Raw genomic sequence first — 24,947 nt, 5'->3', positions numbered from 1 at the left:
TGTGGTTCTTCAGCTCAGCCAACCGCTACCAAGCTCAGGAGTTCAATCCGCTGATGTCGGCGACCAGAATGCTGCCGGTCGACGACTCCGTGATATAGAGCCTGACTTTCCCGGCGCCACCGATCGCGACGTTGGTGCAATTCGGCCCCGCGCACGACTTGATCCGCGCGATCAGTTCGCCGTTAGGGGCGAACACGAAAACGTGGCCGAGCGAGGCGTGGCCGACGAACAAGCGGCCCTTCGCATCCATCGTCATGCCGTCGGGACCGCTGGTGCCGAACAGCGAGCAGAAGCGGCCGACCTTGGACACGCTGCCGTCCTTCATGAACGGCAGCCGCCACACCGCGTTGTCGCGCGTCATTGCCACGAACAGCACGGTTTCGGTCGGGTCGAGCACCAGGCCGTTGGGGCTGATGCCGGTGTCGATCAGGCAATCGAGCCGGCCGTTCGACGCCAGCCGATAGACCCGGCCGCTGGGGTCATGCAGGCCGGTCTGGCCCTGATCAGTGAAGTAGATGTCGCCGTTGGAGGCCAGATGCAGATCGTTGCAGCCGCGAAACGATTCCGAATTGCGCGCGGTCAGGACGGACGTCACGCGGCCGGCTTTGGCATCGAGCTCCATGATGCCGTGCATGTAATCGGCAACCAGAATGCGGCCGTCGGCGGCGATCTTCAGGCCGTTCGGCCATCCCTCGTACTCGATCACCAGCGACCATTCCCCGTCGGGCGCGACGCGAAAGATGCGACCGAAGGGAATATCGACGATGTAGAGGTTGCCGTCCGTGTCGAAGGATGGCCCTTCGATGAAACTGTCGGTCGGCACATGTGGCCGGTTGGCATCGGCCCAATCGCTCCGCACCCCCTTGCGGCGGAACTTGTCAGGCATGGCGGAGAACAGCGTGGTTTCGATCAGCCGCGGCGGCGTTTCCAGGTACATCATTTGTTGTTGTGATTGTTGAGGGAGAGCGCGCGGCAGCATAGGGCACTATCGAGGGCGCGTCGATTGGGGCGAAGGAAATAGCGGCCCACATCACTCTCGTGTCCCGGACGCGCAGCAGCGTGAAACGCTGCTGCGCAGAGCCAGGACCCAGGAAGCCGAACACTTCGCTGCTAGATGGGCCCCGGCTCTGCAGCGCACCACGTCGTGCTGCGCAGCGTCCGGGACACGAGAGCGAGCTCGCCTAACCCGCCGCGCCGGCGAGCTTGGCTTCTTTCACCGGCACATCCGTCGCCGCAATCAGCCGCTTCAGCTCGGGGATGCAGGAGCCGCAATTGGTGCCGGCCTTGAGCTCGGCACCGATCTCGGCCGCCGTGCGCGCGCCGGCGGCGATCGTGTCGCAAATGGTGCCGCGACCGACGCCGAAGCAGGCGCAGACGATCGGCCCGGTCGAGGCCGCCCCCTCCGTCGATTTACCCGAGAGCAGCATACGGCGCTGCTCGTCGCTGACGTGATCGGCCGCAAAGGCAGTCTTGACCACCTCCCAATCGCCGGCGTCATGCCCGGGGCCGACGAACAAGCAGGCCTCGATGCGATCACCGGCGAAGGAGGCGGCGCGATAGATACCGCCGCCAAAATCGCGATATTCGGCGACGTCCTCGCCGGCGACGCCGTCGAGCCAGGCCGGCCAGCGCGACAGATCCGCGTTGTCGGCGAACAGATAGCCGAAGCCGCCGGCGACCGTGACGCGGGTCCACAACACGTTTGATGGAAGGTCGAGCTGCTGCCGCGACAGCGCAAAGCCGCGGAAGACGAATTCATACGGCGCGATCGCGGCCGGCGTCGCCTTCGATTCCGGCTGTCCGGAGAACGGATCGGTGAACGACTGCACCAGCGCCCCGACGCGGCCGTGCGAAGCATTCATCGCGCTCCAGTGGATCGGCACGAACAAGGCGCCGCGCTGCTGTCGTTCGCTGACGACCACCTTCAGGATGCACTGTCCGTAGTCGGTGGTGATGCGGGCATAGCCGTCGTGAATGATGCCGTATTTCCTGGCGTCATCGGGATGGATCTCGACGAACGGCTCGGGCAGATGCGCGCCGAGCCGCTGACTGAGGCCGGTGCGCGTCATGGTGTGCCACTGATCGCGGATGCGGCCGGTGTTGAGCCTGAGGGGGCGCGAGGGACCGGTCTCGCTGCGCAATAGCGGCACCTCCGGCGCAACGAAGCGGCCTCTGCCGTCATTGGTGAAGAAGCCGCCGCTCGCGAAGAAACGCTCGCCGGGCGCGCCACCGTCGCGCACCGGCCATTGCACCGGCTTCAGGGCGTCGAAGCCCTCGTCGGACAGCGAGGTCAGCGCGCCAATGTCGAAATCGCGGCTGCCATCGTTCTCGAATGCCGAGAGCGCGGCGTGCTCGCGGAAGATCTCGGCGGCGGATTTGTAGTTGAAACTGTCGCCGAAGCCGAGACGCTTTGCGGTCTCGCTCAGGATCCACCAATCGGGGCGCGCCTCGCCCGGCGCCGGCAGGAACGAGCGCTGGCGCGAGATGCGGCGTTCGGAATTGGTCACCGTGCCCGACTTCTCGCCCCAGGCCAGCGCCGGCAGCAGCACGTGCGGACCCGCCTCGACGGTGTCGTTGGACAGCACGTTCTCGGAGACCACGAACAGCTCGAGCTTCTTCAATGCCTCGCGCACGAAGTCCGCATCCGGCAGCGACACCGCGGGGTTGGTGCCCATGACCCAGAGCGCCTTGACCTCCCCGCGATTGATGGCCTCGAACAATTGCACCGCCTTCAGCCCCTCATGGGTCGCGATGCGCGGCGCCTTCCAGAACCGTCTGACGCGATCGATGTCCGGCGGCGTGAAGCCCATATGCGCGGCCAGCATGTTGGCGAGTCCGCCGACCTCGCGGCCGCCCATCGCATTGGGCTGGCCGGTGAGCGAGAACGGCGAGGCGCCCGGCTTGCCGATCCGCCCCGTCGCCAGATGGCAGTTCAGGATCGCGTTGACCTTGTCGGTGCCCTGCGCCGACTGGTTGACCCCTTGCGAATAGAGCGTGACGACGCGCGGCGTCTCGCGAAACATCTTGAAGAAAGTGGCGACGTCCTGCTCGGACAAGCCCGTGGCGAGCGCCGTCGCGCGGACGCTGCCGGCGATGCTCCGCGCGCGCGCCAGTGCGTCCTCGAAGCCCGACGTGTGGTTCGCGACGTAATCGGTGTCCAACGCGCCGTTGTCGACGAGATCGACGAACAGCCCGGAGAAGAGCGCCGTATCGGTGCCCGGCTTGAGGCCGAGAAACAGGTCGACGTCATCGGCGGTGTCGGTGCGGCGCGGATCGATCACGATCATCCGTGCCCCCCGCTCCTGCCGGTTCTTCAGCATGCGCTGGAACAGCACCGGATGGCACCAGGCCGCATTCGAGCCGACGAAGACGAGCAGATCGGCCTGGTCGAGATCCTCGTAGCAGCCGGGCACGGTGTCAGCGCCGAAGGCGCGGCGATGACCGGCGACGGAGGACGACATGCACAGCCGCGAATTCGTGTCGACGTTGGCCGTGCCGACAAAGCCCTTCATCAGCTTGTTGGCGACGTAATAGTCCTCGGTGAGGAGCTGGCCGGAGAGATAGAACGCGACCGCGTCGGCGCCGTCGCGGGCTGCGATGTGCTGCATGCGATGGGCGACGTGATCGAGCGCATCGCTCCAGGCGACGCGTTCCAGCACGCCCTTGCAGCGGATCATCGGATAGAGCAGCCGGTTTTCCAGTCCGACGGTCTCGCCAAGCGCCGAGCCCTTGGAGCAGAGCCGGCCGAAATTGGCGGGATGATCAGGATCGCCCGCGATCGCCGCGCCACCCTTGCCGTCGGGCGTCGCAAGCACGCCGCAACCGACGCCGCAATAGGGACAGGTCGTCTTGGTGGCGCGGAGCGAGGGATCGATTGCCGTCATGTCGAACTTGCCTTGTCAAGCTGGCCGGTCACGCCGCCCTGGGAGGACGCGCGAGCGCGCGGCCGAACATCATGTCGGTGCGGATCGCCGCCACCTTGTCGCCATTGCGGATCAGCTCGAGATACCAGAGCGCATCGGCGTTATCGCCGATCAGCACCGCACCGGTGAGCCGGCCGTCCGCGATCACCAGCTTCTTGTAGGTGCCGCGCCTGCGGTCGGTCAGCACCAGGCTCTCGCTGCCCTCCCCGCCCATAAAGTCGCCGGCGGAGAACACGCTGACGCCGGACACCTTCAGATTGGTCGAGACCACGCTGCCCTGATAGGCGGCGGGCCGGCCGGCCAGGTGCCGCGCCAGCACCCGGGCCTGCTCGTAGGCGGGCTCGACCAGGCCGTAGCAGGTGCCGCGATGCTCGGCACACTCGCCGAGCGCGAAAATGTCGGACGAGGACGTCTGCATCACGTCGTTGACGACGACGCCGCGATTGACGGCTATGCCCGCCTCTTTCGCCAGCGCGACGTTCGGCCTGATGCCGGCAGCGAAGATCACGGCGTCGGCCTCGATACGGCTGCCATCGGCAAGCTCGACGGCCTCGACATGTCCATCGCCATGGATGCGGGCGGTCGAGGCGTTGAGCAGGATGCGGATGCCCTTGCGCTCGACCAGCGTCTTGAGCAGATCGGCAGCCGGCCCATCGAGCTGGCGCTCCATCAACCGGTCCATCAGATGCAGCAGCGTCACCGGCGCCCCCGCCTTGGCGAGGCCGTAGGCTGCTTCAAGTCCGAGCAGGCCGCCGCCCACGACGACGACGCGCTTCCTGGCCGCGGCCAGCGTCAGCAAAAGGTCGACGTCGCGGGTGTCGCGAAAGGTGTGCACGCCGGCGAGGTCGGCGCCCGGCAAATTGAGCCGAAGCGGCGTCGATCCCGTGGCGAGCACGAGCTTGGAATATTCCATGCTCTCCTCGCCCTCGATCTTGAGCTCGCGGCGGCCGACATCGATTTCGGTGACGCGATAGCCGTAGCGCACGGTGACGCCGCGATGGCGCCACCAGTCCGCCGGCCGCAGCTCGATCTCGTGCGAGCCGGTCTCGCCGGCCAGCACGGATGAGAGCAGCACGCGATTGTAAGCAAGCCGCGGCTCCTCGCCGATCACGGCGACCGCGTAGCGGCCGAGCGCGGTCTTGGCGAGCTCGTCGACCAGACGCGCGGCCGCCATACCGTTACCGACGATGACGAGCGGTTCACTCACGAGACATCTCCTATTCAGCGGCCTGCGGCTGTGCGCCGTAGGCCTCGGACATCATGTAGCCGGACAGCACGCCGTAGGCGTCGGTCCAGGCCTTTGCCAGCTCGGGCGTCCAGGCTTCGCCAAGGCCCTTCTCCAGGGTCCACAGCAGCGTCGCGCCGACCACGGGATAGTGCTCGGGCGCCGCGCCGTAGGCGACGTGGCGCTTGGCGAGCGCGGAGGCCGCGGGAAGAATCGAGTCCAGATTCGACAGGCCGCCGACGACGGCGGCGAGCATGCCCATCAGCTTCTTGCGCTGCTCGGTCATGTCCTCGGGAAACATCGCGCGCACGGACGGCGCCACCTCGAACAGACGATCGTAGAACAGCACCGCGGCCTGCTCCGAAATCGGCGCGACCTTGGAAAAGCTCTGCTGGATGAGGGCGATCTGTTCTGGCGTCATGATGTTCTCCTGTCTGTTTCGGTCTGCCTTCGTCCGCGCCGTTGCGGAAGAAGTTCATGGATCAAACGTCATCAGAGGGACTTCTCCCCGCGTACGGAGAGAAGCGAGATTCGTACCAAGTGCTACACGCGAGCCTCGGCGAGGCTTGGTGCGCCTTCGCTTTGCGGGCTGCGACGCAGGTAGAACCACCAGGTCAGAGCGAGGCAGGAGGCGTAGAAGCCTAGATAGATCGCAAGCGCGAGCTGCGGGCCGCCGGTCAAGGCGATCGACTTGCCGAAGCCGCTGGGGATCAGGTAGCCGCCGACCGCACCGACCGCGCCGATGAAGCCGACCGCCGCGCCGCTTTCGATGCTCGCCGTCTTCATGGCGGCCGCGCGCTCCGCGTCGCCCTTGCCGCGCACCTTGAACAGGTTCTGCTCGCGGAAGATCGAAGGGATCATGCGGTAGGTCGAGCCGTTGCCGATGCCCGTCGTCACGAACAGGATCAGGAACATCGACAGGAAGCCGATGAAATCCTTCTGCCCGACGAAGTAGAGCACCCCGACGGTGGCCGCCGCCATCAGGATGAAGTTCCAGAAGGTGATGATGGAGCCCCCGACCTTGTCGGCGAGCCAGCCGCCGAAGGGACGCGACAGCGAGCCGACCAGCGGCCCCAGGAACGCGATCGAGATCGAGATGGCCGGGAATTGCGTCTTGATCAGCAGCGGAAATGCCGCGGAATAGCCGATGAAGGAGCCGAACGTGCCGATATAGAGGTACGCCATGATCCAGGTGTGCTTGCGCTTGACGATCGCGAGCTGGTTCTTCACCGACGATTTCGCGGTGGTGAGGTTGTTCATGAAGAACACCGCGCCGAGCACTGCGATGGCGATCGGCAGCACCCACATCAGGCCGGCATTTTGGAGGAAGATGCCGTCGACGGGCGTCGCCTGATACAGGTTGAAGACGGCCAGCGTCATCAGGATCGGTGTCAGGAGCTGCACGCTGGAGACGCCGATATTGCCGCCGGCCGCATTCAGGCCGAGCGCCCACCCCTTCATCCGGTCGGGGAAGAAGAAGGAGATGTTGGTCATGCTGGAGGCGAAATTGCCGCCGCCCAGACCCGCGGTCGAGGCCACCAGCAGCATCAGCCAGAACGGCGTGTCGGGCTGGCTGACGAAATAGGCAAGCGACAAGGTCGGAATGAACAGGATCGCCGCACTGAAGATGGTCCAGTTGCGGCCGCCGAACGTCGTCACTGCGAACGTATAGGGAAAGCGCATGAAGGCGCCGATCAGGCCCGGCACCGCGACGAGCTGGAACAGCTGGTCGGTGGTGTAGTGGAAGCCGGCCTGCGGCAGCTTGGTGGTGACGATGCTCCAGATCAGCCAGACCGAGAAGCCGATATGCTCGGCCACGATCGACCAGATCAGGTTGCGTCGCGCGATGGTCTTGCCGGTCGCATTCCAGAACGCCTCGTCTTCGGGGCGCCAATCTGAAATCCAGGTTGGATTCTTCGTCATTGAGTATCCCTTCCAGTCTCACCGCTGCGTCGTTGCAGGCTCAGCCTCCGGCCACGGAGGCGCGCTCCGAGGCTTCACCCCGGTGGCGAGTTCACGATGCTGATTGATGATGTTGAGGGACGTCGTCGTTGGCGTCGCGCAAAGACATTTCAATTTCCGTGCCAGTTGCGCGCACGCGGGAAAGACAGGGATTTCAGAACGTTATTCGCGTTGCCCGAATTTTTCGCAGGGCTTGTTCGCACGGTAAATTTGCGATTCGCTCAATCCTTGTGCGGCGCACAAGGATTGAGCTTGCTGTCGATTAATTGGGCGCGCGCGTGGTTCGCGTTAACTCTGGTTACGCGGCCTCGACGAAGCGATGACGCTCGTAGAGGAATTCGAGCACGCGCTGGCGGCACTTCAAATAGGTCGCATTGGTGGCCAGCTCGAGCCGCTTGCGCGGCCGTGCCAGCGGCACGTCCAGCACCTCACCGATGCGCGCGCTCGGCCCGTTCGTCATCATCACGATGCGGTCGGACAGAAGCACGGCTTCGTCGACGTCGTGCGTGATCATCAGGATGGTGTTGCCGAGCTTCTGGTGCAGCGCCATCACGGAGTCCTGCAAGTGCGCGCGGGTCAGCGCATCGAGCGCGCCGAACGGCTCATCCAGCAGCAGCACCTTCGGCTCCATCGCCAGCGCCCGGGCGATGCCGACGCGCTGCTTCATGCCGCCGGAGATCTCGGACGGACGCTTGTCGCGGGCGTGGGCCATCTGCACCAGGTTGAGATTGTGCATCACCCATGCGTCGCGCTCGGCGCGGGACTTGGTCCTGGCGAAGACCTTGTCGACGCCGAGCCTGACGTTCTCGTAGACGGTGAGCCACGGCAACAGGCTGTGGTTCTGGAACACCACGGCGCGGTCGGGTCCCGGCGAGTTGACCTCGCGATTCTCCAGCAGCACGCCACCCGTGGTGGCGCCGGTCAGCCCTGCGATGATATTGAGCAGGGTCGACTTGCCGCAGCCGGAATGGCCGATGATCGAGACGTATTCGCCCTTCTCGATCGTGAGGTTGATGTCCTTCAAGACCTCCGTGGTGGCGGCGCCGCGGGTAAAGACCTTGTCGATGTGGTCGAGCTTCAGATAGGCGGTCATATGCCCACTCCTCTCAGTTCTGCGCGGTGCCGCGGGTAACGACCTTGCCGAGACCCGCGATCAGCCGATCCAGCACGAAGCCGATGATGCCGACATAGAACAGTGCCAGGATGATCTCGCTGATGTGCGAGGAGTTCCAGGCGTCCCAGATGAAGAAGCCGATGCCGACGCCGCCGATCAGCATCTCCGCCGCCACGATCGCAAGCCACGACAGGCCGATACCGATGCGCAGGCCGGTGAAGATGTAGGGCGCCGCCGCCGGGATCATGATCTTGGAGAAGAATTCGAGCGGATTGAGCTGCACCACCGCCGCGACGTTGCGATAGTCCTGAGGGATGTTGCGGATGCCGACCGCCGTGTTGATGATGATCGGCCAGATCGACGTGATGAAGATGACGAAAATCGCCGAGGGCTGGCCGTCGCGGAACGCGGCGAGCGACAGCGGCAGCCAGGCCAGCGGCGGAATCGTGCGCAGCACCTGAAACAGCGGATCCAGCCCGCGCATCGCCCAGACCGACTGGCCGACCAGCACGCCGAGCGCGATGCCAGCGATGGCCGAGAGCGAATAGCCGAAGGCGACGCGCTGCAGGCTGGCGGACAGATGCCAGAACAGGCCCTTGTCGATGCCGCCATGGTCGAAGAACGGATCGAGGATCAGCTCCTTTGTGTCCTTGAACACTCTCGACGGCGGCGGCAGCGCCGAGCCGGCGCGACGGCAGATCAGCTCCCAGACCAGCGTCAGCAGCGCAATCACGACCAGCGGCGGGATCACGCGCACGGCGGTCTCCCGTGCCATGCGCGCGTAGGCTTCAGTGCGCGGCGGCCGCTTCGGCGTCATCGCGACGACCGGTGCAGCGGCTGCGGCGGGCGTCGCGGTCTCAAGCTCGATCTTCGTGGCAGGCATGTTCATCGCTATCTCTCTCCGGCTTGGCAGGGACGATGCGGCCGCCCCTCGGGCGGCCGCAGGGCTCCATCAGACTTCGACGCGCTTGATCGCGAGCGACTTCAGATAGGCAGCCGGGTTTTCCGGATCGAACACCTTGCCGTCGAAGAAGGTCTCCTTGCCGCGCGAGGTCGAAGGTGGAATGTCGGAGGCCGCGACACCGAGCGCCTTGGCCGCATCGCGCCACATGTCCTCGCGATTGACCTTGGCGATCAGCGCCTTGGTGTCGAAGCCAGCCTCGTACTTGCCCCAGCGGATGTCCTCGGTGAGGAACCAGAGATCGTGGCTCTGGAAGGGATAGGAGGCATGATCACGCCAGTACTTCATGATGTGCGGTGAGTTCTCGACCACCTTGCCGGGGATGCCGTAATCGAACTTGCCCGCACTGCGGTCGAACACGTCCTCGACCGGGCAGTTCATCCACTGCCGCTTGCCCATAATGGCGGCAAGCTCCGCCTTGTTCTCGGCCTTGTCGGCCCATTGCTGGGCTTCCATCACCGCCATCAGCAGCGCCTTGGCGGCCTTGGGATACTTGTCGACGAAGGCGGCGCGCATGCCGAAGGATTTTTCCGGATGCTTGTTCCAGAGCTCGCCCGTATTGACCGCGGTGTAGCCGATCTTCTGATGGATCAGCTGCAGATTCCAGGGCTCGCCGACGCAGAAGCAATCCATGGTGCCGACCTTCATGTTGGCCACCATTTGCGGAGGCGGCACCACGATGGTCTCGATGTCCTTGTCGGGATCGATGCCGCCGGCGGCGAGCCAATAGCGGATCCAGAGGTCGTGCGTGCCGCCGGGGAAGGTCATCGCGGCTTTCACCGCCTTGCCGGAGGCCTTCTTCTTCTCCAACGCCGCCTTGAAGGGCGATGCATCGACGCCGAGCTTGAGGTCCGCATATTCATTGGCGACCGAGATGCACTGGCTGTCGAGGTTGAGCCGCGCAAGAATGTACATCGGCGTCGGCTGGTTGTTCTGCGTCACCTTGCCGGCCGAGATCAGGTACGGCATCGGCGTGAGGATATGCGCGCCGTCGATGCCGTTGCCTTCGGAACCCAGCACGAGATTGTCGCGCGTGGTGCCCCATGAGGCCTGCTTCTGCACGTCGGTGTCGGGCATGCCGTACTTGGCGAACAGGCCCTTGTCCTTGGCGACGAAGAGCGGTCCGGCATCGGAGAGCGCGATGAAGCCGAGCTTGGCGCCCTTGACCTCGGGGCCTGCGTCCTGCGCGAAGGCGCCGGCGGGGAAATTCAGTTTTGCTGCGGCGAGAAGTGCGGCGGTGGAGCCGGTGGCTTTCAACAATTGACGGCGGCTGAGGCCCGTCTCCGCGGGCCGGCGGGTGCGCTTGGTCATAGGCAGTGTCGTCCTTTGCGTCGTTGCAGAATTGGGTGGCGTCTGTGCACACGAGCAGCCCGTCCGTCCGGCGGCGCCGTCTTTGGCGCATGCGAACGCGCGACGGGGGAGACCCCCGCCTTGGTGGCGTCGGCAAATCGGATGAGAAGTCTCGCGGGACGGCTTCAATGGCGTCGGCTGGAACCATTCAAGCTTCGTGCCAAGGCCGGCATTACGAAAAGTATCGGAAAATCAGGATGTTGATGACTCTGCGCCAGCCTGCCGCAGGCCGGTTCCGCTTGTGAAATTTGCGGTCTGCTTGATTCTTGTGCGACGCACAAACCTTGTGCAGAAGCTCATGCAAGAGGCCAAGGGAAGCGCCAAGGCTCCCCTCCGCAACGACACATCGTCTTGATATTGCTACGTCTTTCCAGCGCGCCCATGCGGCACACAACTTGCATTTCCCTAGGCGTCAACGAAGACTGCGGCTTGCCGCATTGTTGCAGCCTCTGGCGGCTGCATCCGGAAGCTCACCTGCTTCGCGGCCCTCGCCGGCTCAATCCTCGTGACGCGATTCCCACGGCTTCCAGACTTTCCATAGCCCCGTGCGCGGCCGGCCGCCCGCACGACCCAGGACGTTCAGCCGCGCTCTCGCAGAGGGCGCGTCGATCTCACTTACGAAGCAAAGGAACCATTGAATGTCGTATCTCGCGCCTTCGGAATTCGTCACCAAGATGGTGGATGCCGGCGAGTCCAAGATCTTCATGTCCACCCGGGATACCATCATCCGCGCCTACATGGCCGGCGCCATCCTGGCATTGGCGGCATGGTTCGCCGTCACCATCACTGTCAACACCGGCCAGCCGCTGGTCGGCGCGCTGCTGTTTCCGGTCGGCTTCGTCATGCTCTACCTGCTGGGCTTCGATCTCCTCACCGGCGTGTTCGTGCTCTCGCCCCTCGCCCTGATCGACAAGCGCCCCGGTGTCACGCTCAATGGTGTGCTGCGCAATTGGGGTCTGGTCTTCGTCGGCAACTTCGCCGGCGCCTTCACCGTGGCCTTCATGATGGCCTTCGTCACGACGTTCGGGTTCACGCAGGCGCCCGACAAGGTCGGCGCGGCCATCGGCAACATCGGCGAGGGCCGGACGCTCGGCTATGCGGCGCACGGCGCGGCCGGCATGGCGACGCTGTTCCTGCGCGGCATGCTCTGCAACTGGATGGTCTCGACCGGCGTCGTCGGCGCCATGATCTCGACCTCGGTGCCCGGCAAGGTGATCGCGATGTGGATGCCGATCCTGGTGTTCTTCTACATGGTGTTCGAGCATTCCGTCGTGAACATGTTCCTGTTCCCGTCGGGCCTGCTGCTCGGCGCGAAGTTCTCGATCATGGACTATCTGATCTGGAACGAGATCCCGACCGTGCTCGGCAACCTCGTCGGCGGCCTCGCCTTCACCGGCATGACCCTCTACGCCACGCATGTCATGACCCTGCCGAAGCGTCAGGTCGACAAGGCGGCGAAGCCCCGCGTCGCCGCCTGATCGAATCCATCTCGACAGGGGAGCCGCGCCCGAGCAGGGTGAGGCTCCCCTCTCCCGGTGATGCGATGACCCGCGGACTCCTGATCTCGGTCGGCCAGCATTCCGACAAGGGCCGCAAGCCCGTCAACCAGGATTTCCACGGCGTCCTGATTCCGGAGGAGCCGCTGCTCAGCCTGAAGGGCATCGCCGCGGTTCTCGCCGACGGCATCTCGAGCAGCAGCGTGAGCCAGATCGCCAGCGAGTCGGCGGTCAAGAGCTTCCTGATGGACTATTACTGCACGTCGGAATCCTGGACGGTGAAGACCTCCGCCCGCCGCGTGCTGGACGCCACCAATTCCTGGCTGCATGCGCAGACGCGCAAGAGCCAATATGCCTATGATCGCGACAAGGGCTACGTCTGCACCCTCAGCGCCATGGTCATCAAGGCGACCACCGCGCACATCTTCCATGTCGGCGACTGCCGCATCTACCGCGTCGCCGGCAAGACGCTGGAGCAGCTGACCGACGATCACCGCATCATCGTCTCGTCCGAGCAGACCTATCTCGGCCGCGCGCTCGGCATCAATCCGCAGCTCGAGATCGACTACCAGGCGTTCGAGATCGAGGCCGGCGACACCTTCCTGCTGGCCACCGACGGCGCCTATGAATTCGTCGACGCGCGTTACATCACGAGCGTGCTGAACGAGCATGCAGCTGAGCTCGACGAGGCCGCGAAGGCCATCGTCGAGGAAGCCTACCGGCGCGGCAGCGACGACAACATCACCGTCCAGATCCTGCGCATCGATGCGGTGCCGCAGCGCGAGCCGGCCGGCATCTTCAATCAGAGCTCGGAATTGCCGCTGCCTTCGCTACCGGAGCCGCGGGCGATGTTCGACGGCTACCGGATCGTCCGCGAGATCCACGGCAGCAGCCGCAGCCATATCTACCTCGCCGTCGACACCGAGACCGAGCAGCCGGTCGCGCTCAAGCTGCCGTCGGTGGACCTGCGCGACAACGCCGCCTATCTCAAGCGCTTCCTGATGGAGGAGTGGATCGCGCGCCGCATCGACAGCCCGCATGTGCTCAAGCCGCTGTCGCAGTCGCGGCGGCGCGGCTATCTCTACGTCGCCACGGAATTCGTCGAGGGGCAGACATTGAAGCAGTGGATGACCGACAATCCGCGGCCCGATCTCGAAACCGTGCGCGGCATCATCGAGCAGATCGCCGCGGGCCTGCGCGCCTTCCATCGCATGGAGATGCTGCATCAAGACCTCAGGCCCGACAACATCCTGATCGACAAGACCGGCACCGCAAAGATCATCGATTTCGGATCGGTCAGGGTCGCCGGCGTCGCCGAGGCCGCGCCCCCGGACGAGGCCGACGAAATCCTGGGAACGATGCAGTACACCGCCCCGGAGTATTTTCTTGGGCAAGGCGGCTCGCCGCGTTCCGACATGTTTTCGCTGGCCGTGATCTGCTACCAGATGTTGACGGGAAAGCTGCCCTACGGCGCCCAGATCGCCAGGATCCGCCGCAAGGCGGACGTGCGAAAGCTCAAATACCGCCCGGCCGACGACGACCGCAATGTGCCCGCATGGATCGATGGCGCGCTGAGGCGCGCGCTCCATCCCGATCCCTACAAGCGGCACGAGGACCTCTCGGAATTCGTCTTCGAGCTTCGCACCCCCAATCCAGCGTATCTCGACACCCGGATCACGCCGCTGTTGGAGCGCAGCCCGCTGATGTTCTGGAAGCTGACCACGGCGGCGCTCGCCTGCGCCGTCGTCGTGCTGCTGGCGCTGCTGCACGCGCGATAGGGTGCAAAGGCGTATGCGTGCAAAAGGTGGATGCTCGCTGAGGTCCAGAACAGAGCAGCTATTCACCTAAAAAATCAGCCGGCGGCGGCCCAAATTCGTTTGCCGTGGCGTCACCACGATACAGGAGCAAAGCGATTGGCCAAAATGGTCCTCGAAGGGGAGCAAATAAGAGCACACTATGCAGACCCGGCCTATTGATATCGTGAAAGCGCTTCGCCATTGCAGCGAGCAAAATCCAGAACGCAACGACTAGAATTGCAATGCCGGTAAATGCTCCGAAATCGCCCATCACGCGCAGACTTTGCCAAGTCAGCGCAAATACGACCAGCAGTCCGACGAATCCGATCAGGATGACGGTAGCGTACTGAAGCCTATTCATCCGGCCACGGAAGCTGAAAAACGCCCTGATATATCTCACTTTCACCTTTGGATGGTTCGCACGTCGAGCGTTGCAGCGGCAGGGCGTTCTATCAGGGCCAACCAACTACGGCCCTTGGACCCACTCGGATACGAGTGAGGCTGCATTGCACCGCTTTCAGACGCACAGCTGACGTCGTCCGCGCCCGGGCAGCCTCCAGCAAGCCCTCACGCCGGCTCCCCCGCCTTCACCCCCAGCGGCTTCGGCGCCACGCCGCCGCCGGGCTTGAGGTGGAACTCGTAAGTCATCAGGTGCCATTGCCCGCTTGCCTTGGTGCCGTCGGGCATCGTGGGCTCGGTGCGCGGCTCGACCTTGGCGATGAGGTCGTCCTTGACGCCGAACACCACGTCGGAATCCAGATATTTGTCGCCATCCATGAAGACGTGGGTGATCAGCGGCTCATAGCCCTTGGCATTGACCAGGAAGTGCACATGCGCGGGGCGCATTGGATGGCGGCCCGTCTGCACGATCATCTCGCCGACCGGGCCGTCGGTCGGAATCGGGTAGCTGCAAGGCAGGATGGTGCGGAAGAAGAAACGGCCGTCATCGTCGGTGATGAAGCGCGCCCGCGCCGAGGCGCCGACCTCGTCGTAGTTCGGCTTCTGTGAATCGTAGAAGCCGTCGTCATCGGCATGCCAGACGTCGACGGGGACGCCCGCGAGCGGCTTGCCCTTCAGATCCGTGACGCGGCTCTGCACGAACATCTTCTCGCCGGTCTGGTTGCGCGGCGAGATGTCGGTGCCGTGCGCGGTCACCTTGTGCTCGCCGACATAGAACGGGCCCAGCACGGTGGTCTGGGTCGCGCCCTCGCGGTCGCGATGGTTGACCGCGTCGACCAGCATGGACACGCCGAGCACGTCGGACAGGAGGATGAACTCCTGGCGCGTATCGGTGCATTTCTGGCCGGTGCGGGTCAGGAAATCGATCGCGTAGTCCCACTCCTCGAAGGTGAGACCGGTCTTGCTCACGTAATCGTGCAGCGACTTCACCAATTCCTGGAGCAGGAATTTCGCGCGGGGATTGGGGGTGCTGTCGAAGCTCTTGACGACGGCTTCGGTAAGATCGGTCTCGTTGAACTGGGTCATGATGGCTTGCCCTGTGTTTTTCTCGTTCGCCCCCGGGGGCCGCCTGGAGGCGTTCCAGGGGACAGCCTACACCAGCCGGGCCCCCTGCGTTAAGCGCGAGCGGCTTGGAATGAGGCCGTCATTTCGCTATCAACGAACCACAGAACTGCCCGGAGGAAACTGATGCTCGCGCCCACCCCCGCCTCGCCCGAATCCGTCGGCATGTCCAAGGCCGCGCTCGACCGCGTCGATGCGCATCTGAAGAGCCGATACATCGATGCCGGCCGCTTTCCGGGCACGCATCTTCTGGTCTATCGCCGCGGCAAGGTCGCGCACAGCTCGGTCCAGGGCCTTGCCGATGTCGAGCGCAAGCTGCCGGTCAAGGACGACACCATCTACCGCATCTATTCCATGACCAAGCCGCTCACCAGCGTCGCCTTCATGATGCTGGTCGAGCAAGGCCTCGTCGCCATCGACGAGCCCGTCGCCAAGTACATTCCGGAATGGAAGGATCTCGGCGTCTTCGTCGCCGGCACCTATCCGGCCTTCCTGACCCGGCCGCCGTCCCGGCCGATGCTGATCGTCGACCTGCTACGCCACACCTCGGGCCTCACCTACGGCTTCCAGCAGCGCTCCAATGTCGATGCCGCCTATCGCAGTGAAAAGATCGGCGAGGTCGAGAAATCAGGCACGCTGCAGACCATGATCGAGGGCCTGGCCAAGATCCCGCTGGAGTTCTCGCCGGGGGACGCCTGGAATTATTCAGTCTCGACCGACGTGCTCGGCTATCTCGTCGGCAAGATCTCCGGGGTGCCTTTCGAGCAATTCCTTAAATCACGCATCCTCGATCCGCTCGGCATGACAGACACCGATTTCCACGTGCCGGCCTCGAAGGCTCATCGCTTTGCCGCCTGCTATTCCGCCGATCCCGGTGGCGGCATGACCTTCCATGCCGGCCAGCGCCGCGAAGGTTTGACGCTGCAGGACGATCCGGCGACGAGCTCGTTCCTGTCTCCGCCCTCCTTCATCTCCGGCGGCGGCGGTCTGTGCTCGACGGTCGCCGACTACCTCACCTTCTGCCGCGCACTGCTCAACGGTGGCGAACTCGGTGGCGTCAGGCTGATCGGCCCGAAGACGCTAGCGCTGATGACCACCAACCACATCCCGGGCGGCCGTTTCCTGCCCGACGTGTCGCGCTCGCTGTTCTCCGAGGCCACCTATAATGGCATCGGCTTCGGCCTCGGCTTTGCCGTGACGATGCGCCCGGCCGAGACGCTGATCGCCGGCAGCCCCGGCGAATACAATTGGGGCGGCGCGGCGACCACCTCGTTCTGGATCGATCCGGCCGAGGAGCTGATCGCGATCTTCATGACGCAGGTGCTGCCGTCGAGCGCCTACCCGATCCGGCGCGAGCTGCGCAGCATGGTGTACGCGGCAATCACCGAGAGCAACCTGTAATCAATTGCCCCGATCCCGCGGCTTCGTCCGCGGGATTGCATCTCATTTGAGCATCTCCGGCACGATCAGGCGCGGCAGGAACAGCGACACGCTGGGCCAGACGATGACGGCCGCCAGCACCAGCAGCATCGGGATCAGCATGATCACCGTATCCTTCAGGGCATAACGTAGCCGCACGCCGGCGATCGAACAGGCAATCATCAGGCACAGGCCATAGGGCGGCGTCACCAGCCCGAAGGCCAGCGAGACGATGGAAATGATCGCGAACTGGACGGGATGCAGATCGACGGACCTGGCCAGCGGCTCCAGCACGGTGCCGACGATGATGATGGCCGGGATGGCGTCGAGGAAGCAGCCCACCACCAGGAAGCAGAAGGCGATGAAGAACCCGGCCGCAACAGGGCCCATCCCCCAGGTCGAGACATTGGCCAGCAGTTCTTGCGGGATCTTGTAATAGGCGAGCAACCAGCCGAACGCACTGGCGGTGCCGACGCAGAACAGCGCCACGCCGGCGAGGCGCCCGGTATCGAGCAAGGCCCTGTACAATTCCCGGATCCCCGTCTCGCGGTAGAAGAACGCCGAGAGCACCACGGAATAGAGCACGGCGACGCAGGCGGATTCCGTCGCGGTGAACCAGCCGAGCAGGATGCCGCCGACGATGATGAACGGCGTCATCATGGCAGGTATCGACCGCCAGATCGCGCATCGCATCTCGACCCAGGTCGACTTCGGATAGGTCGGATAGCCCCGGCGCACCGCGTAGACGTGCACCGTCGCCATTTGGGCGCCCGCAATCAACAGGCCCGGCACGATGCCGGCCAGATACATCGCCGCAATCGAGGTCGAGATCAGCCCGCCCCAGACGATCATCAGGATCGACGGCGGAATGACGACCGCAAGCACCGCGGACACCGCGGTGATCGCGATGGAGAACGACAGGTCGTAGCCTTCCTTGGTCTGGGCATCGATGAAGATCTTGGACTGGCTCGCCGCATCGGCCGTCGAGGAGCCCGATATCCCGGCAAAGAACACCGACAGCACGACGTTGATCTGCGCCAGCGATCCCGGCCAGTGCCCGACCATCGAGCGCGACAGCGCCACCAGGCGGTCGGTGATGCCGCCGATACTCATGAGGTTGGCCGTCAGCAGGAAGAACGGCACCGCCAGCAGGATGAATGAATTGTAGGCATTGAAGGTTTCCTGCGCGAGCGTCATCAGCGACAGGCGCGGCTCGATCAGCAGGATCGGCACGCAGGCAAGACCGAGCGCGAAGGCGACCGGTACGCGCACGATGAGCAGGCCGACGAAGACCCCGAACAGCACCATCGCGGCCTGTCCGGCGGAGAGTACATTGCCGCTCATTGCCTTGCCCCGACCACGACGCGCGCTTCATCAAGGATCTGCTCGCCCGCGAACACGATCCATGTGACCCCGGCGACCGGCCAGGCGACGTGGATCAGCCAAAGCGGCAGATCGGCCAGCTCCGACGTTCTGTTCCAGGCAAAGCGGGTGAACTCGAGGCCAGCCGTTACGAACACCAGCGCCAGCGCCAATATGCCGAGACGCGCCAGTATTCGCACTACGGCTTCCGAGCGCCGCGACAGGTCGGGCCACACGTCGACCTCGAAATGCTGCGCTTCGCGCACGCCGACCATGGCACCGATCATGATCGTCCAGATGAACATGAAGCGCGCCATTTCCTCCGTCCAGATGTAGGACGGAATGAACGGCGTGTAGCGTGAGATGATCTGCAGCGTGACCGGAACAACGAGGATGCCGACGCAGGCGGCCAGCAGGAATTCCAGCAACTTGGCATAGGCCGCCGTGACGCGGCGCCACAGCGACGGTGTGGACGAGACGGGCATTTCAGTCATTGGAACTCCCAGCGACAAAACATCCGCCAACTCCGGGCAGGAAGCGGGGCCTGCCCGGATATGCTCTCGGCGGACGCAAGGGTCTCAGACGGCGTTGATCTTCTCGAAAATGCCTTCCGCGCCGATCTCCTTGGCGTAGGTAGCCATCACGGGATCGGCGAGCTTCTTCATGGCGTCCCGCTCCTCGAAGGGGACGCGCTTGAGCTTGCCGGCCTTTTCGAGCGTGTCGAGCTTGACGACCTCCTCGCTCGACTCGAGCTTACGCCCGTAATCGCCGGCCTCCTTGCCGGCCTTCATGATCGCGTCCTGCAGATCCTTCGGCAAGGTCTTCAGCGTCTTCACCGAGAAGCAGATCGGCCGGATCGACACCGCGTGCTGGGTCAGGTTGAGATGCGGCGCGACTTCGTAGAATTTCATCGCCTCGACGCCGGCCGCTTCGTTCTCGCCGGCCGAGATCACGCCGTTCTGAATCGCGTTGTAGACCTCGTTATAGGCAATCACGGTGGGGCTCATGCCGACCGCCGCGAAGGTCTTCGACCAGATCGGCGCGCCCTGCACGCGGACCTTGAGCCCCTTGAGATCGGCGAGGTTCTTGAGCGGCTTGTTGGCGAAGATGTTACGGATGCCGCCGCCGGCGTAACCGATGAGAACGACCTCGGCCTTGGCAGCAACCTCGTCGGCGACCGGCGCCAGGATGTTGGCCTCGACCACCTTGTTCATGTGCTCGATGCCCTTGAACACGAAAGGCGCGTCGATGAACGGGGCCGCCTTGGCGAAGGTGGACATGTGCGCCGGCGAGACGATGCCATAATCGACCGCCTTGCCTTGCGACATGTACTCGAAATACTGCTTCTCGAGGCCGAGCGAAGAGTTCCTGTGCAGGGTGAAATTGACGGGCTTGCCGTAATACTTCTTCACCAACTCCTCGAACCGGAGCAGAGCCCGGTTGAAGGCATGGTCGTCGTTGAACTGGACCGCGCCGTTCAGCGTAACCGGCGCTTGCGCCCTGAGGATCGACGGCATGCCGATCGTAGCTGCCGCAGTGGTCGCGCCGATACCAGCGAGAAATGACCTTCGCTTCATCGTCTCCCCTCCCTTTGATGCTCCGACCCTGTCGCCGGGCCGTGAGTGCAGCCGGTATGCGGCTTGCGTGCAGAGAGGGTATGAAAATCCATGGCGGCACGGAAGCCCAATTCGGATGCCCGGCCGGACACTGACAAGCTTGCCGCTGATACAGTTCGACGCAGGAACGGCCGACACGCCATCTATTGCACTGCAGCTTTCATCTCTGGCCCATGACGTTTGTGCAGTGGCGCAGCGCCGCGGGGATGCCAGCATCCTGCTGCTGGCCGATAGATCCGGCCGCCAGCTGTTTTCAACGGCGACGCCGGACAACGACATCTGCCACCGCTCATCTGCACGCTGGATGCCGCCCCCTTGCATATCGCAGCGCAACACAGCGATCCCTGCGACAATTCAGCTTGCGTTCACGCAATCATCCGATGTTAAACATCGGATGATTGTGCCGCTGCCGGGCGTGACAGCCAAAAATAAATGAACCGGCTGGGACCGGCCGGGGCGGGAGAACATACAAGTGGCAAGAGCGCGCCCGAGCCCCGTCGACAAGCCGATCAAGCCCGGCCGCATTCGTGCCGTGCTGACGACGCTCGGCCGCGAGATCGCCCAGGATCTCATTCCCGTGGGGACGACGCTGCCGCCCGAGCCTGAGCTCGAAACCAGGTTCGGCGTCGGACGCGGCGTGGTGCGCGAGGCCATCAAGACGCTTGCTGCGAAGGGTCTCGTCAGCGTGCGGCCACGCCACGGCACGCACGTGCTGCCGCGCCACGAATGGAGCCTGCTCGACCGCGACGTGCTGAGCTGGCTCGTCGGCCAGGACGAGCCGGATCGCGACCTTCTGCTGGCAATCCAGGAGGTGCGCTCGATCATCGAGCCGGCCGCCGCGGCGCTCGCCGCCGAACGTGCGACCAGGAACGACCGCTGGCGGATCGACACGGCCCTGGCTGCGATGCAGACGGCAAGAGACCAGGCCAGCGCTCTCGCAGCCGACAAGGCTTTCCATCTTGCCATCCTGGACGCGACCCACAATCCGGTGCTTCAGGGCTTTCGCGGCGCGATCGATACCATTCTGAGCACCGTATTCACCGTCGCCGTCGGGGGCCCCGGCGGCTGGTTCAAGGACAATCTGCCGAACCACGCGGCGGCGGCGCGGGCCATCGAGAGCGGCAACCCGGAGAAGGCGCGCGCCGCGATGGAGCGGCTGCTGGGCTACACCCGATTAAAGCTGTCGAACCGTAAGACAGTCATCGCTGCGGCGACACGTAGAGCGGGCGGATCGGACGTGCGCGTGACCAGGACGTCGCCCCTCAAGCCCAAGAGAAGACGCCATGACCCGTGACATGAAGGGCTCGGGCCATATCCTTGCTCCGCCCGGGATCTGTTGCAGGACCGGTTACGAAGCCAGGAGTGATCAGCGCGAAATGCCGACAAGGGCATAGCTGAACGTCAGGGAGGCCAGATGCAGGTGACGGGCAGTCTGAAAGGTCGATCGTCGCGGCTGATCCGCAGCGTCAATTCGCTGGCGGGAATCGCGATGTTCGTCGCGCCGCTGCTGGCCTTAATCGCGATCTGGGCCGCCGTCGTCCCGCTCTTCAACGTCAATCCGCGCGTGTTTCCCTCCGTCGGTGCGGTCGGTACCGCTGCGCTGGATTCGATCCGCGACGGCACGTTGCTCGCCCATGTCGGCGCAAGCCTCCTGCGCGTCGCCCTGGGCACGCTGATCGGCATTGCCACCGCCGTGCCGCTCGGCATCGCCATGGGCGTCAGCCCGACGGTCGCGTCTTTCCTGACGCCGCTGTTCCGCTTTTTCTCGGTGCTCGCCGGCATCGCCTGGATTCCGATCGCAACCTTGTGGTTCGGCTACGGCTTCGGCGCGATCGTGTTCGTGATCTTCAATGCCGTGTTCTTCGTCGTCGCCTACAACACCCTGCTCGGCGTCAGGACCATTCCGCACACGCTGCGCAATGCTGCCGCCTCGCTCGGCGCCGGCCGCTGGGCGCTGCTGACCGAGGTACTGCTGCCGGGCGCGCTCCCCAACATCGTCACCGGCATCCGGACGGGCCTTGGCTTCGCCTGGCGCGGGCTGATCGCTGCCGAGATGATCGCGACCAATGTCGGGCTCGGCTACATGCTGTTCGTCGCACGCGACTTCTACCGCACCGAGGTGATCGTGTTCGGCATGATCGTGATCGGCGTTCTCTGGCTTCTGATCGATCGCCTGCTGCTGGTCCCGCTCGAGCGCGCGACCATCGAGCGCTGGGGCATGGTGAGGCGCGCATGAATCTGATGCTGCAAATCTGGGCCGGCTATACCCGTCTGACCCAGCGCTGGCCGGGGCTCGCCGCGATCATACCGTTCATCCCGGTGCTGGCGCTGTGGACCGCGGTGAGCGAGGCCGGACTGTTTCCGCGTGCGTTCTTCCCGGGCCCGGCCGACGTCGTGCGCGCGTTCGTCACGCTGACCTATAAGGGCATCCTGCCCGACTATCTCCAGGACAGCCTGATCCGGCTCGCGACCGGTGCCGCGGCCGGCATGGCGCTCGGCATTCCCCTGGGCATCCTGATCGGCACCAGCCGCTGGGCGCACCGCATCTGCTGGCCGGTGCTGCTGTTCTTCCAGGCCATCGGCGATATCGCCTGGCTGCCGATCCTCCTGATCTGGTTCGGCTTCGGATTGACGACGATGACCTTCGTCATCGTCTACACCGTGTTGTTCCCGGTCGTGCTCAACACCGTGCTCGGCGTCGAATCCGTGCCGCGGGACCTCGCGCGCGCCGCCTTGAGCCTCGGGGCCTCGCGCGCGCGCGTGCTGTGGGAGGTGACGCTGCCGGGCGCGCTGCCGAACATCATCACCGGACTTCGCAACGGGCTCGGCTATGGCTGGCGCGCGCTGATCGCCGTCGAGATGATCGTCGGCACCTCCGGCATCGGCTTCATGATGTTCGATGCGCGCCGCGCCGGCTCCACCGTCGAGATCATCCTCGGCATGATCATTCTCGGATTGCTCTGGTACATCGTGGACGCCTGGATCCTCGCGCCGCTCGAGCGCGCGACCGGCCAGCGTTGGGGATTGGTGACATCATGAAGACGCTCTCGCTGCGCAATCTCGGCAAGACCTATTTCGACCCCTATGCGGGCGCACACGTCACCGCCGTCCACGACGTCTCGCTCGACGTCGAGCCCGGCGAGTTCATCTCGGTGGTCGGGCCCTCCGGCTGCGGCAAGACGACGATCCTGAACATGATCGCCGGCTTCATTCCCTACTCGAAGGGCGACATCCTGCTCGACGGCAAGCCGGTGCACGGGCCCGGTCCCGAGCGCGGTGTCGTGTTCCAGTCGTTCGCGCTGTTTCCCTGGAAGACGGTGCTCGACAATGTCGGCTTCGGCCCGAAGATGCGTGGCGTGCCGAAGGCCGAGCGCGACCGCATCGCGCGCGAATATCTCGCGCTGGCCGGGCTGTCGCACGCGGCGCATCGCTATCCCAACGAGCTCTCCGGCGGCATGCAGCAACGCGTCGGCGTGGTGCGCGCACTCGCCAACAACCCCGACGTCCTGCTGATGGACGAGCCGTTCGCCAGCGTCGACGCGCAGACGCGCATGACGCTCCAGGAGGAGCTGACCCGCATCTGGCAGGAGCGCAAGCCGACGGTGATCTTCATCACCCATGACGTGGCTGAGGCGGTGTTTCTCGCCAACCGCGTGGTCGTGCTGTCAAAGGGACGCGTGCTCGACCAGATCGCGGTCGACCTTCCTCGTCCCCGCGTCTGGGACGACCTCGTCAAGGACGACCGGTTCAAGCAGCTGTCCGCGCGGGTGCTGCAGATGGTGCGCGCAGCATGAGCATCGCCTCCGACGTCTTGCGCTCGACCAAGGCACGCGTCGTGCTCGGCGCCGTCGCGGCTTGGGCGCTGTTTCAGCTCTGGCTGACCATCGCGGCCCCGGGCAAGATCGCGCCGGAGCTGAAAGGCACGTCGGAGAAAGTGAATGTCCAGATCGAGCTGCCGTTCACGCCGGAGCGATTCCATGTGCTCGCGTTCCAGCAATACGGACGCGTGTCGGGCACGGACGAGCATTCGATCGAATTGCGTGGCGTCAAAAGAACGGACCTCAACGCCGTCGCCCGGCCCTACTGGGTGACGGCGGTGGGGCCGATAAAAGAGGGAGGCTGAGACTATGAAACGACTCGTGTTGCTTGGACTAGCGCTTCTGGCCGGCGTCATGCCGGCGAGCGCCCAGAACCTGACGAAACTGAAGGCCGGCATGGTCACCGGCATCGACCAGATCGGCCTGCCGATCGCACTCGAGCGCGGCTTCTTCGAGAAGTACGGACTCGACGTCACGATCGCGCGCCCCTACGCCACCGGCGTCGACGCGCTGAATGCGTTGCAGGCCGGCGAGAGCGAGATCGTGCAGGTCGGCGTGCCCATGATCGGCGCCGTGCTGCGCGGCATGGACCTCGTCGCGCTCGGCAATTACAGCGGCAACGCCACCAAGGCCGGGTCCGACGCGACGATGGCGATCATCGCGCGCGAAGGTTCGGGCATCGTCAAGGGCGACCTGTCGACGCTGAAGGGCAAGAAAATCGCGGCATCCTTCGGCACGATCAACCATCTCTATATCCTGGCGACGCTGGAGAAGGCCGGGCTGAAGCCCGATGATGTCACGCTGGTCAACACGCCGCCGCCGGACATGACCGTCGCCCTGCTCGCCAAGGGCATCGATGCGTTCTCGGGCTGGGATCCCTGGCCGATCGTCGCCGGCAAGGACGTGCCGGGCGCGGTCGAGATCATCAGGGGCGGCGACGTGATCTCCTATATCGGCTTCAATGTGGCGCTTCGCCCCTGGGTGCAGGCCAACGGCGAGACCATCGAGAGATTCCTCGCGGCCGTCTCCGAGGCCGACCAATGGATGCGCAAGAACCCGAAGCTGGCGGCGCAAGTTGCCACGCGCTGGATACCGGGACTGAAGCAGGAGGTCGCCGAGACCGCGATGCAGTTCAACATCCAGCAAGCGGACCGCCGGCTGTCGGCGAACAATTACCGCGCGCTGTGGAGCGCCGAGGACCGGCTCGCCCGTCTCGGCATCCTCAAATCGACCTTCGACGTCAATGCGCATATCGAGCCGAAGCACATTCTCAAGGTCATGAAGGATCGTCCCGAGCTGTTCGCCGACCTGCCGCCGATTCCGGCGACGGCGGCGATCACGCCGGGCTACGTGTTCAAGCCGTGAGCCTTGTTGCCAACATCAG

23 protein-coding genes are annotated in these 24,947 nt (G+C 64.6%); 10 read left to right on the top strand and 13 right to left on the bottom strand.

All coding sequences use genetic code 11. From position 1 onward, the window contains the following. Window positions 1–34: 34 nt before the first annotated feature. The 8 genes from WI560_RS08760 to WI560_RS08725 all read right to left on the bottom strand — a co-directional run bounded on the left by WI560_RS08760 (window position 35) and on the right by WI560_RS08725 (window position 10,496). The gene (locus WI560_RS08760; RefSeq protein WP_375308800.1) at window positions 35–937 is read right to left on the bottom strand and encodes an SMP-30/gluconolactonase/LRE family protein; all 903 of its coding nucleotides are present in this window, start codon (window positions 935–937) and stop codon (window positions 35–37) included. Window positions 938–1,181: 244 nt separating this feature from the next. Further along, complete coding sequence (locus tag WI560_RS08755) at window positions 1,182–3,884, bottom strand: molybdopterin-dependent oxidoreductase (RefSeq protein ID WP_375307665.1); 2,703 nt, start codon at window positions 3,882–3,884, stop codon at window positions 1,182–1,184. Window positions 3,885–3,912: 28 nt separating this feature from the next. Further along, window positions 3,913–5,097, bottom strand: coding sequence for an NAD(P)/FAD-dependent oxidoreductase (locus tag WI560_RS08750; protein WP_375308799.1), 1,185 nt, complete (start codon window positions 5,095–5,097; stop codon window positions 3,913–3,915). Window positions 5,098–5,140: 43 nt separating this feature from the next. Further along, entirely contained in the window at window positions 5,141–5,569 is a 429-nt protein-coding gene (locus WI560_RS08745; protein WP_028135160.1) for a globin family protein, read from the bottom strand. A gap of 122 nt (window positions 5,570–5,691) precedes the next feature. Beyond that, on the bottom strand, window positions 5,692–7,071 hold the full coding sequence (locus WI560_RS08740) for an MFS transporter (RefSeq protein ID WP_375307664.1): 1,380 nt from the start codon (window positions 7,069–7,071) through the stop codon (window positions 5,692–5,694). Window positions 7,072–7,408: 337 nt separating this feature from the next. Continuing rightward, window positions 7,409–8,203 (bottom strand): ABC transporter ATP-binding protein, encoded by a 795-nt coding sequence (locus WI560_RS08735; protein ID WP_257177309.1) that lies wholly within the window; start codon window positions 8,201–8,203, stop codon window positions 7,409–7,411. 13 nt (window positions 8,204–8,216) lie between these two features. After that, on the bottom strand, window positions 8,217–9,113 hold the full coding sequence (gene ntrB, locus WI560_RS08730) for a nitrate ABC transporter permease (RefSeq protein WP_257177308.1): 897 nt from the start codon (window positions 9,111–9,113) through the stop codon (window positions 8,217–8,219). Window positions 9,114–9,176: 63 nt separating this feature from the next. Further along, a complete protein-coding gene (locus WI560_RS08725; RefSeq protein ID WP_375307663.1) occupies window positions 9,177–10,496 on the bottom strand; it encodes a CmpA/NrtA family ABC transporter substrate-binding protein in 1,320 nt (439 codons plus the stop codon). 677 nt (window positions 10,497–11,173) lie between these two features. On the opposite strand from WI560_RS08725, the gene WI560_RS08720 reads away from it, so the two are divergent. Both WI560_RS08720 and WI560_RS08715 read left to right on the top strand, forming a co-directional pair. After that, window positions 11,174–12,013 (top strand): formate/nitrite transporter family protein, encoded by an 840-nt coding sequence (locus WI560_RS08720; protein WP_257177306.1) that lies wholly within the window; start codon window positions 11,174–11,176, stop codon window positions 12,011–12,013. A gap of 65 nt (window positions 12,014–12,078) precedes the next feature. Next, window positions 12,079–13,809 (top strand): protein kinase, encoded by a 1,731-nt coding sequence (locus WI560_RS08715; protein WP_375307662.1) that lies wholly within the window; start codon window positions 12,079–12,081, stop codon window positions 13,807–13,809. 58 nt (window positions 13,810–13,867) lie between these two features. On the opposite strand, the gene WI560_RS08710 is transcribed toward WI560_RS08715, so the two are convergent. Together WI560_RS08710 and WI560_RS08705 are read right to left on the bottom strand one after the other, a co-directional pair. Beyond that, window positions 13,868–14,188: a DUF805 domain-containing protein gene (locus WI560_RS08710; RefSeq protein WP_375307661.1), complete on the bottom strand. Its 321-nt coding sequence runs from the start codon at window positions 14,186–14,188 to the stop codon at window positions 13,868–13,870. Window positions 14,189–14,394: 206 nt separating this feature from the next. Beyond that, entirely contained in the window at window positions 14,395–15,312 is a 918-nt protein-coding gene (locus WI560_RS08705) for an intradiol ring-cleavage dioxygenase (protein ID WP_375307660.1), read from the bottom strand. Window positions 15,313–15,474: 162 nt separating this feature from the next. Here WI560_RS08705 and WI560_RS08700 point away from each other — a divergent pair, with 162 nt between their 5' ends. Continuing rightward, the gene (locus tag WI560_RS08700) at window positions 15,475–16,749 is read left to right on the top strand and encodes a serine hydrolase domain-containing protein (RefSeq protein ID WP_375307659.1); all 1,275 of its coding nucleotides are present in this window, start codon (window positions 15,475–15,477) and stop codon (window positions 16,747–16,749) included. A 42-nt stretch (window positions 16,750–16,791) separates the two neighbouring features. Here WI560_RS08700 and WI560_RS08695 read toward each other — a convergent pair whose 3' ends face one another. The 3 genes from WI560_RS08695 to WI560_RS08685 all read right to left on the bottom strand — a co-directional run bounded on the left by WI560_RS08695 (window position 16,792) and on the right by WI560_RS08685 (window position 19,706). Further along, window positions 16,792–18,111, bottom strand: a complete 1,320-nt coding sequence (locus WI560_RS08695) for a TRAP transporter large permease (protein WP_375307658.1) — start codon at window positions 18,109–18,111, stop codon at window positions 16,792–16,794. After that, window positions 18,108–18,623, bottom strand: coding sequence for a TRAP transporter small permease (locus WI560_RS08690; RefSeq protein WP_375307657.1), 516 nt, complete (start codon window positions 18,621–18,623; stop codon window positions 18,108–18,110). Before WI560_RS08690 ends, WI560_RS08695 begins: the two co-directional genes overlap by 4 nt. Window positions 18,624–18,707: 84 nt before the next feature. Next, a complete protein-coding gene (locus tag WI560_RS08685; protein ID WP_028135149.1) occupies window positions 18,708–19,706 on the bottom strand; it encodes a TRAP transporter substrate-binding protein in 999 nt (332 codons plus the stop codon). Window positions 19,707–19,845: 139 nt separating this feature from the next. Between WI560_RS08685 and WI560_RS08680 the strand changes: the two genes are divergently transcribed. The 7 genes from WI560_RS08680 (at window position 19,846) to WI560_RS08650 (ending at window position 24,928) form a co-directional block, all read left to right on the top strand. Continuing rightward, entirely contained in the window at window positions 19,846–20,181 is a 336-nt protein-coding gene (locus WI560_RS08680; protein WP_375307656.1) for a hypothetical protein, read from the top strand. A 36-nt stretch (window positions 20,182–20,217) separates the two neighbouring features. Then, window positions 20,218–21,039, top strand: a complete 822-nt coding sequence (locus tag WI560_RS08675) for a FadR/GntR family transcriptional regulator (protein ID WP_257177297.1) — start codon at window positions 20,218–20,220, stop codon at window positions 21,037–21,039. A 120-nt stretch (window positions 21,040–21,159) separates the two neighbouring features. Next, window positions 21,160–21,981, top strand: coding sequence for an ABC transporter permease (locus tag WI560_RS08670; protein ID WP_375307655.1), 822 nt, complete (start codon window positions 21,160–21,162; stop codon window positions 21,979–21,981). Beyond that, the gene (locus WI560_RS08665) at window positions 21,978–22,784 is read left to right on the top strand and encodes an ABC transporter permease (protein WP_257177295.1); all 807 of its coding nucleotides are present in this window, start codon (window positions 21,978–21,980) and stop codon (window positions 22,782–22,784) included. Before WI560_RS08670 ends, WI560_RS08665 begins: the two co-directional genes overlap by 4 nt. Further along, on the top strand, window positions 22,781–23,539 hold the full coding sequence (locus tag WI560_RS08660; protein WP_239622150.1) for an ABC transporter ATP-binding protein: 759 nt from the start codon (window positions 22,781–22,783) through the stop codon (window positions 23,537–23,539). Before WI560_RS08665 ends, WI560_RS08660 begins: the two co-directional genes overlap by 4 nt. Then, the gene (locus WI560_RS08655; RefSeq protein ID WP_028135144.1) at window positions 23,536–23,868 is read left to right on the top strand and encodes a hypothetical protein; all 333 of its coding nucleotides are present in this window, start codon (window positions 23,536–23,538) and stop codon (window positions 23,866–23,868) included. The genes WI560_RS08660 and WI560_RS08655 overlap by 4 nt, the downstream gene beginning before the upstream one ends. 4 nt (window positions 23,869–23,872) lie before the next feature. Beyond that, the gene (locus tag WI560_RS08650) at window positions 23,873–24,928 is read left to right on the top strand and encodes an ABC transporter substrate-binding protein (protein ID WP_375307654.1); all 1,056 of its coding nucleotides are present in this window, start codon (window positions 23,873–23,875) and stop codon (window positions 24,926–24,928) included. Window positions 24,929–24,947: the final 19 nt, after the last annotated feature.

The organism is Bradyrhizobium sp. A11 (assembly GCF_042077125.1).
GTDB classification, from domain to species: Bacteria; Pseudomonadota; Alphaproteobacteria; order Rhizobiales; family Xanthobacteraceae; genus Bradyrhizobium; species Bradyrhizobium japonicum_B.
The sequence above is the reverse complement of the archived record's forward strand: the minus strand, read 5'-3'. Positions and strand labels throughout refer to the sequence as shown.

Bases quoted from the DNA above. Each gene is read 5' to 3' on its own strand.
- WI560_RS08760 (WP_375308800.1), bottom strand. From the start codon at position 937: ATGTACCTGGAAACGCCGCCGCGGCTGATCGAAACCACGCTGTTCTCC.
- WI560_RS08755 (WP_375307665.1), bottom strand. From the start codon at position 3,884: ATGACGGCAATCGATCCCTCGCTCCGCGCCACCAAGACGACCTGTCCC.
- WI560_RS08750 (WP_375308799.1), bottom strand. From the start codon at position 5,097: ATGGCGGCCGCGCGTCTGGTCGACGAGCTCGCCAAGACCGCGCTCGGC.
- WI560_RS08745 (WP_028135160.1), bottom strand. From the start codon at position 5,569: ATGACGCCAGAACAGATCGCCCTCATCCAGCAGAGCTTTTCCAAGGTC.
- WI560_RS08740 (WP_375307664.1), bottom strand. From the start codon at position 7,071: ATGACGAAGAATCCAACCTGGATTTCAGATTGGCGCCCCGAAGACGAG.
- WI560_RS08735 (WP_257177309.1), bottom strand. From the start codon at position 8,203: ATGACCGCCTATCTGAAGCTCGACCACATCGACAAGGTCTTTACCCGC.
- ntrB (WP_257177308.1), bottom strand. From the start codon at position 9,113: ATGAACATGCCTGCCACGAAGATCGAGCTTGAGACCGCGACGCCCGCC.
- WI560_RS08725 (WP_375307663.1), bottom strand. From the start codon at position 10,496: ATGACCAAGCGCACCCGCCGGCCCGCGGAGACGGGCCTCAGCCGCCGT.
- WI560_RS08720 (WP_257177306.1), top strand. From the start codon at position 11,174: ATGTCGTATCTCGCGCCTTCGGAATTCGTCACCAAGATGGTGGATGCC.
- WI560_RS08715 (WP_375307662.1), top strand. From the start codon at position 12,079: ATGACCCGCGGACTCCTGATCTCGGTCGGCCAGCATTCCGACAAGGGC.
- WI560_RS08710 (WP_375307661.1), bottom strand. From the start codon at position 14,188: ATGAATAGGCTTCAGTACGCTACCGTCATCCTGATCGGATTCGTCGGA.
- WI560_RS08705 (WP_375307660.1), bottom strand. From the start codon at position 15,312: ATGACCCAGTTCAACGAGACCGATCTTACCGAAGCCGTCGTCAAGAGC.
- WI560_RS08700 (WP_375307659.1), top strand. From the start codon at position 15,475: ATGCTCGCGCCCACCCCCGCCTCGCCCGAATCCGTCGGCATGTCCAAG.
- WI560_RS08695 (WP_375307658.1), bottom strand. From the start codon at position 18,111: ATGAGCGGCAATGTACTCTCCGCCGGACAGGCCGCGATGGTGCTGTTC.
- WI560_RS08690 (WP_375307657.1), bottom strand. From the start codon at position 18,623: ATGACTGAAATGCCCGTCTCGTCCACACCGTCGCTGTGGCGCCGCGTC.
- WI560_RS08685 (WP_028135149.1), bottom strand. From the start codon at position 19,706: ATGAAGCGAAGGTCATTTCTCGCTGGTATCGGCGCGACCACTGCGGCA.
- WI560_RS08670 (WP_375307655.1), top strand. From the start codon at position 21,160: ATGCAGGTGACGGGCAGTCTGAAAGGTCGATCGTCGCGGCTGATCCGC.
- WI560_RS08665 (WP_257177295.1), top strand. From the start codon at position 21,978: ATGAATCTGATGCTGCAAATCTGGGCCGGCTATACCCGTCTGACCCAG.
- WI560_RS08660 (WP_239622150.1), top strand. From the start codon at position 22,781: ATGAAGACGCTCTCGCTGCGCAATCTCGGCAAGACCTATTTCGACCCC.
- WI560_RS08655 (WP_028135144.1), top strand. From the start codon at position 23,536: ATGAGCATCGCCTCCGACGTCTTGCGCTCGACCAAGGCACGCGTCGTG.
- WI560_RS08650 (WP_375307654.1), top strand. From the start codon at position 23,873: ATGAAACGACTCGTGTTGCTTGGACTAGCGCTTCTGGCCGGCGTCATG.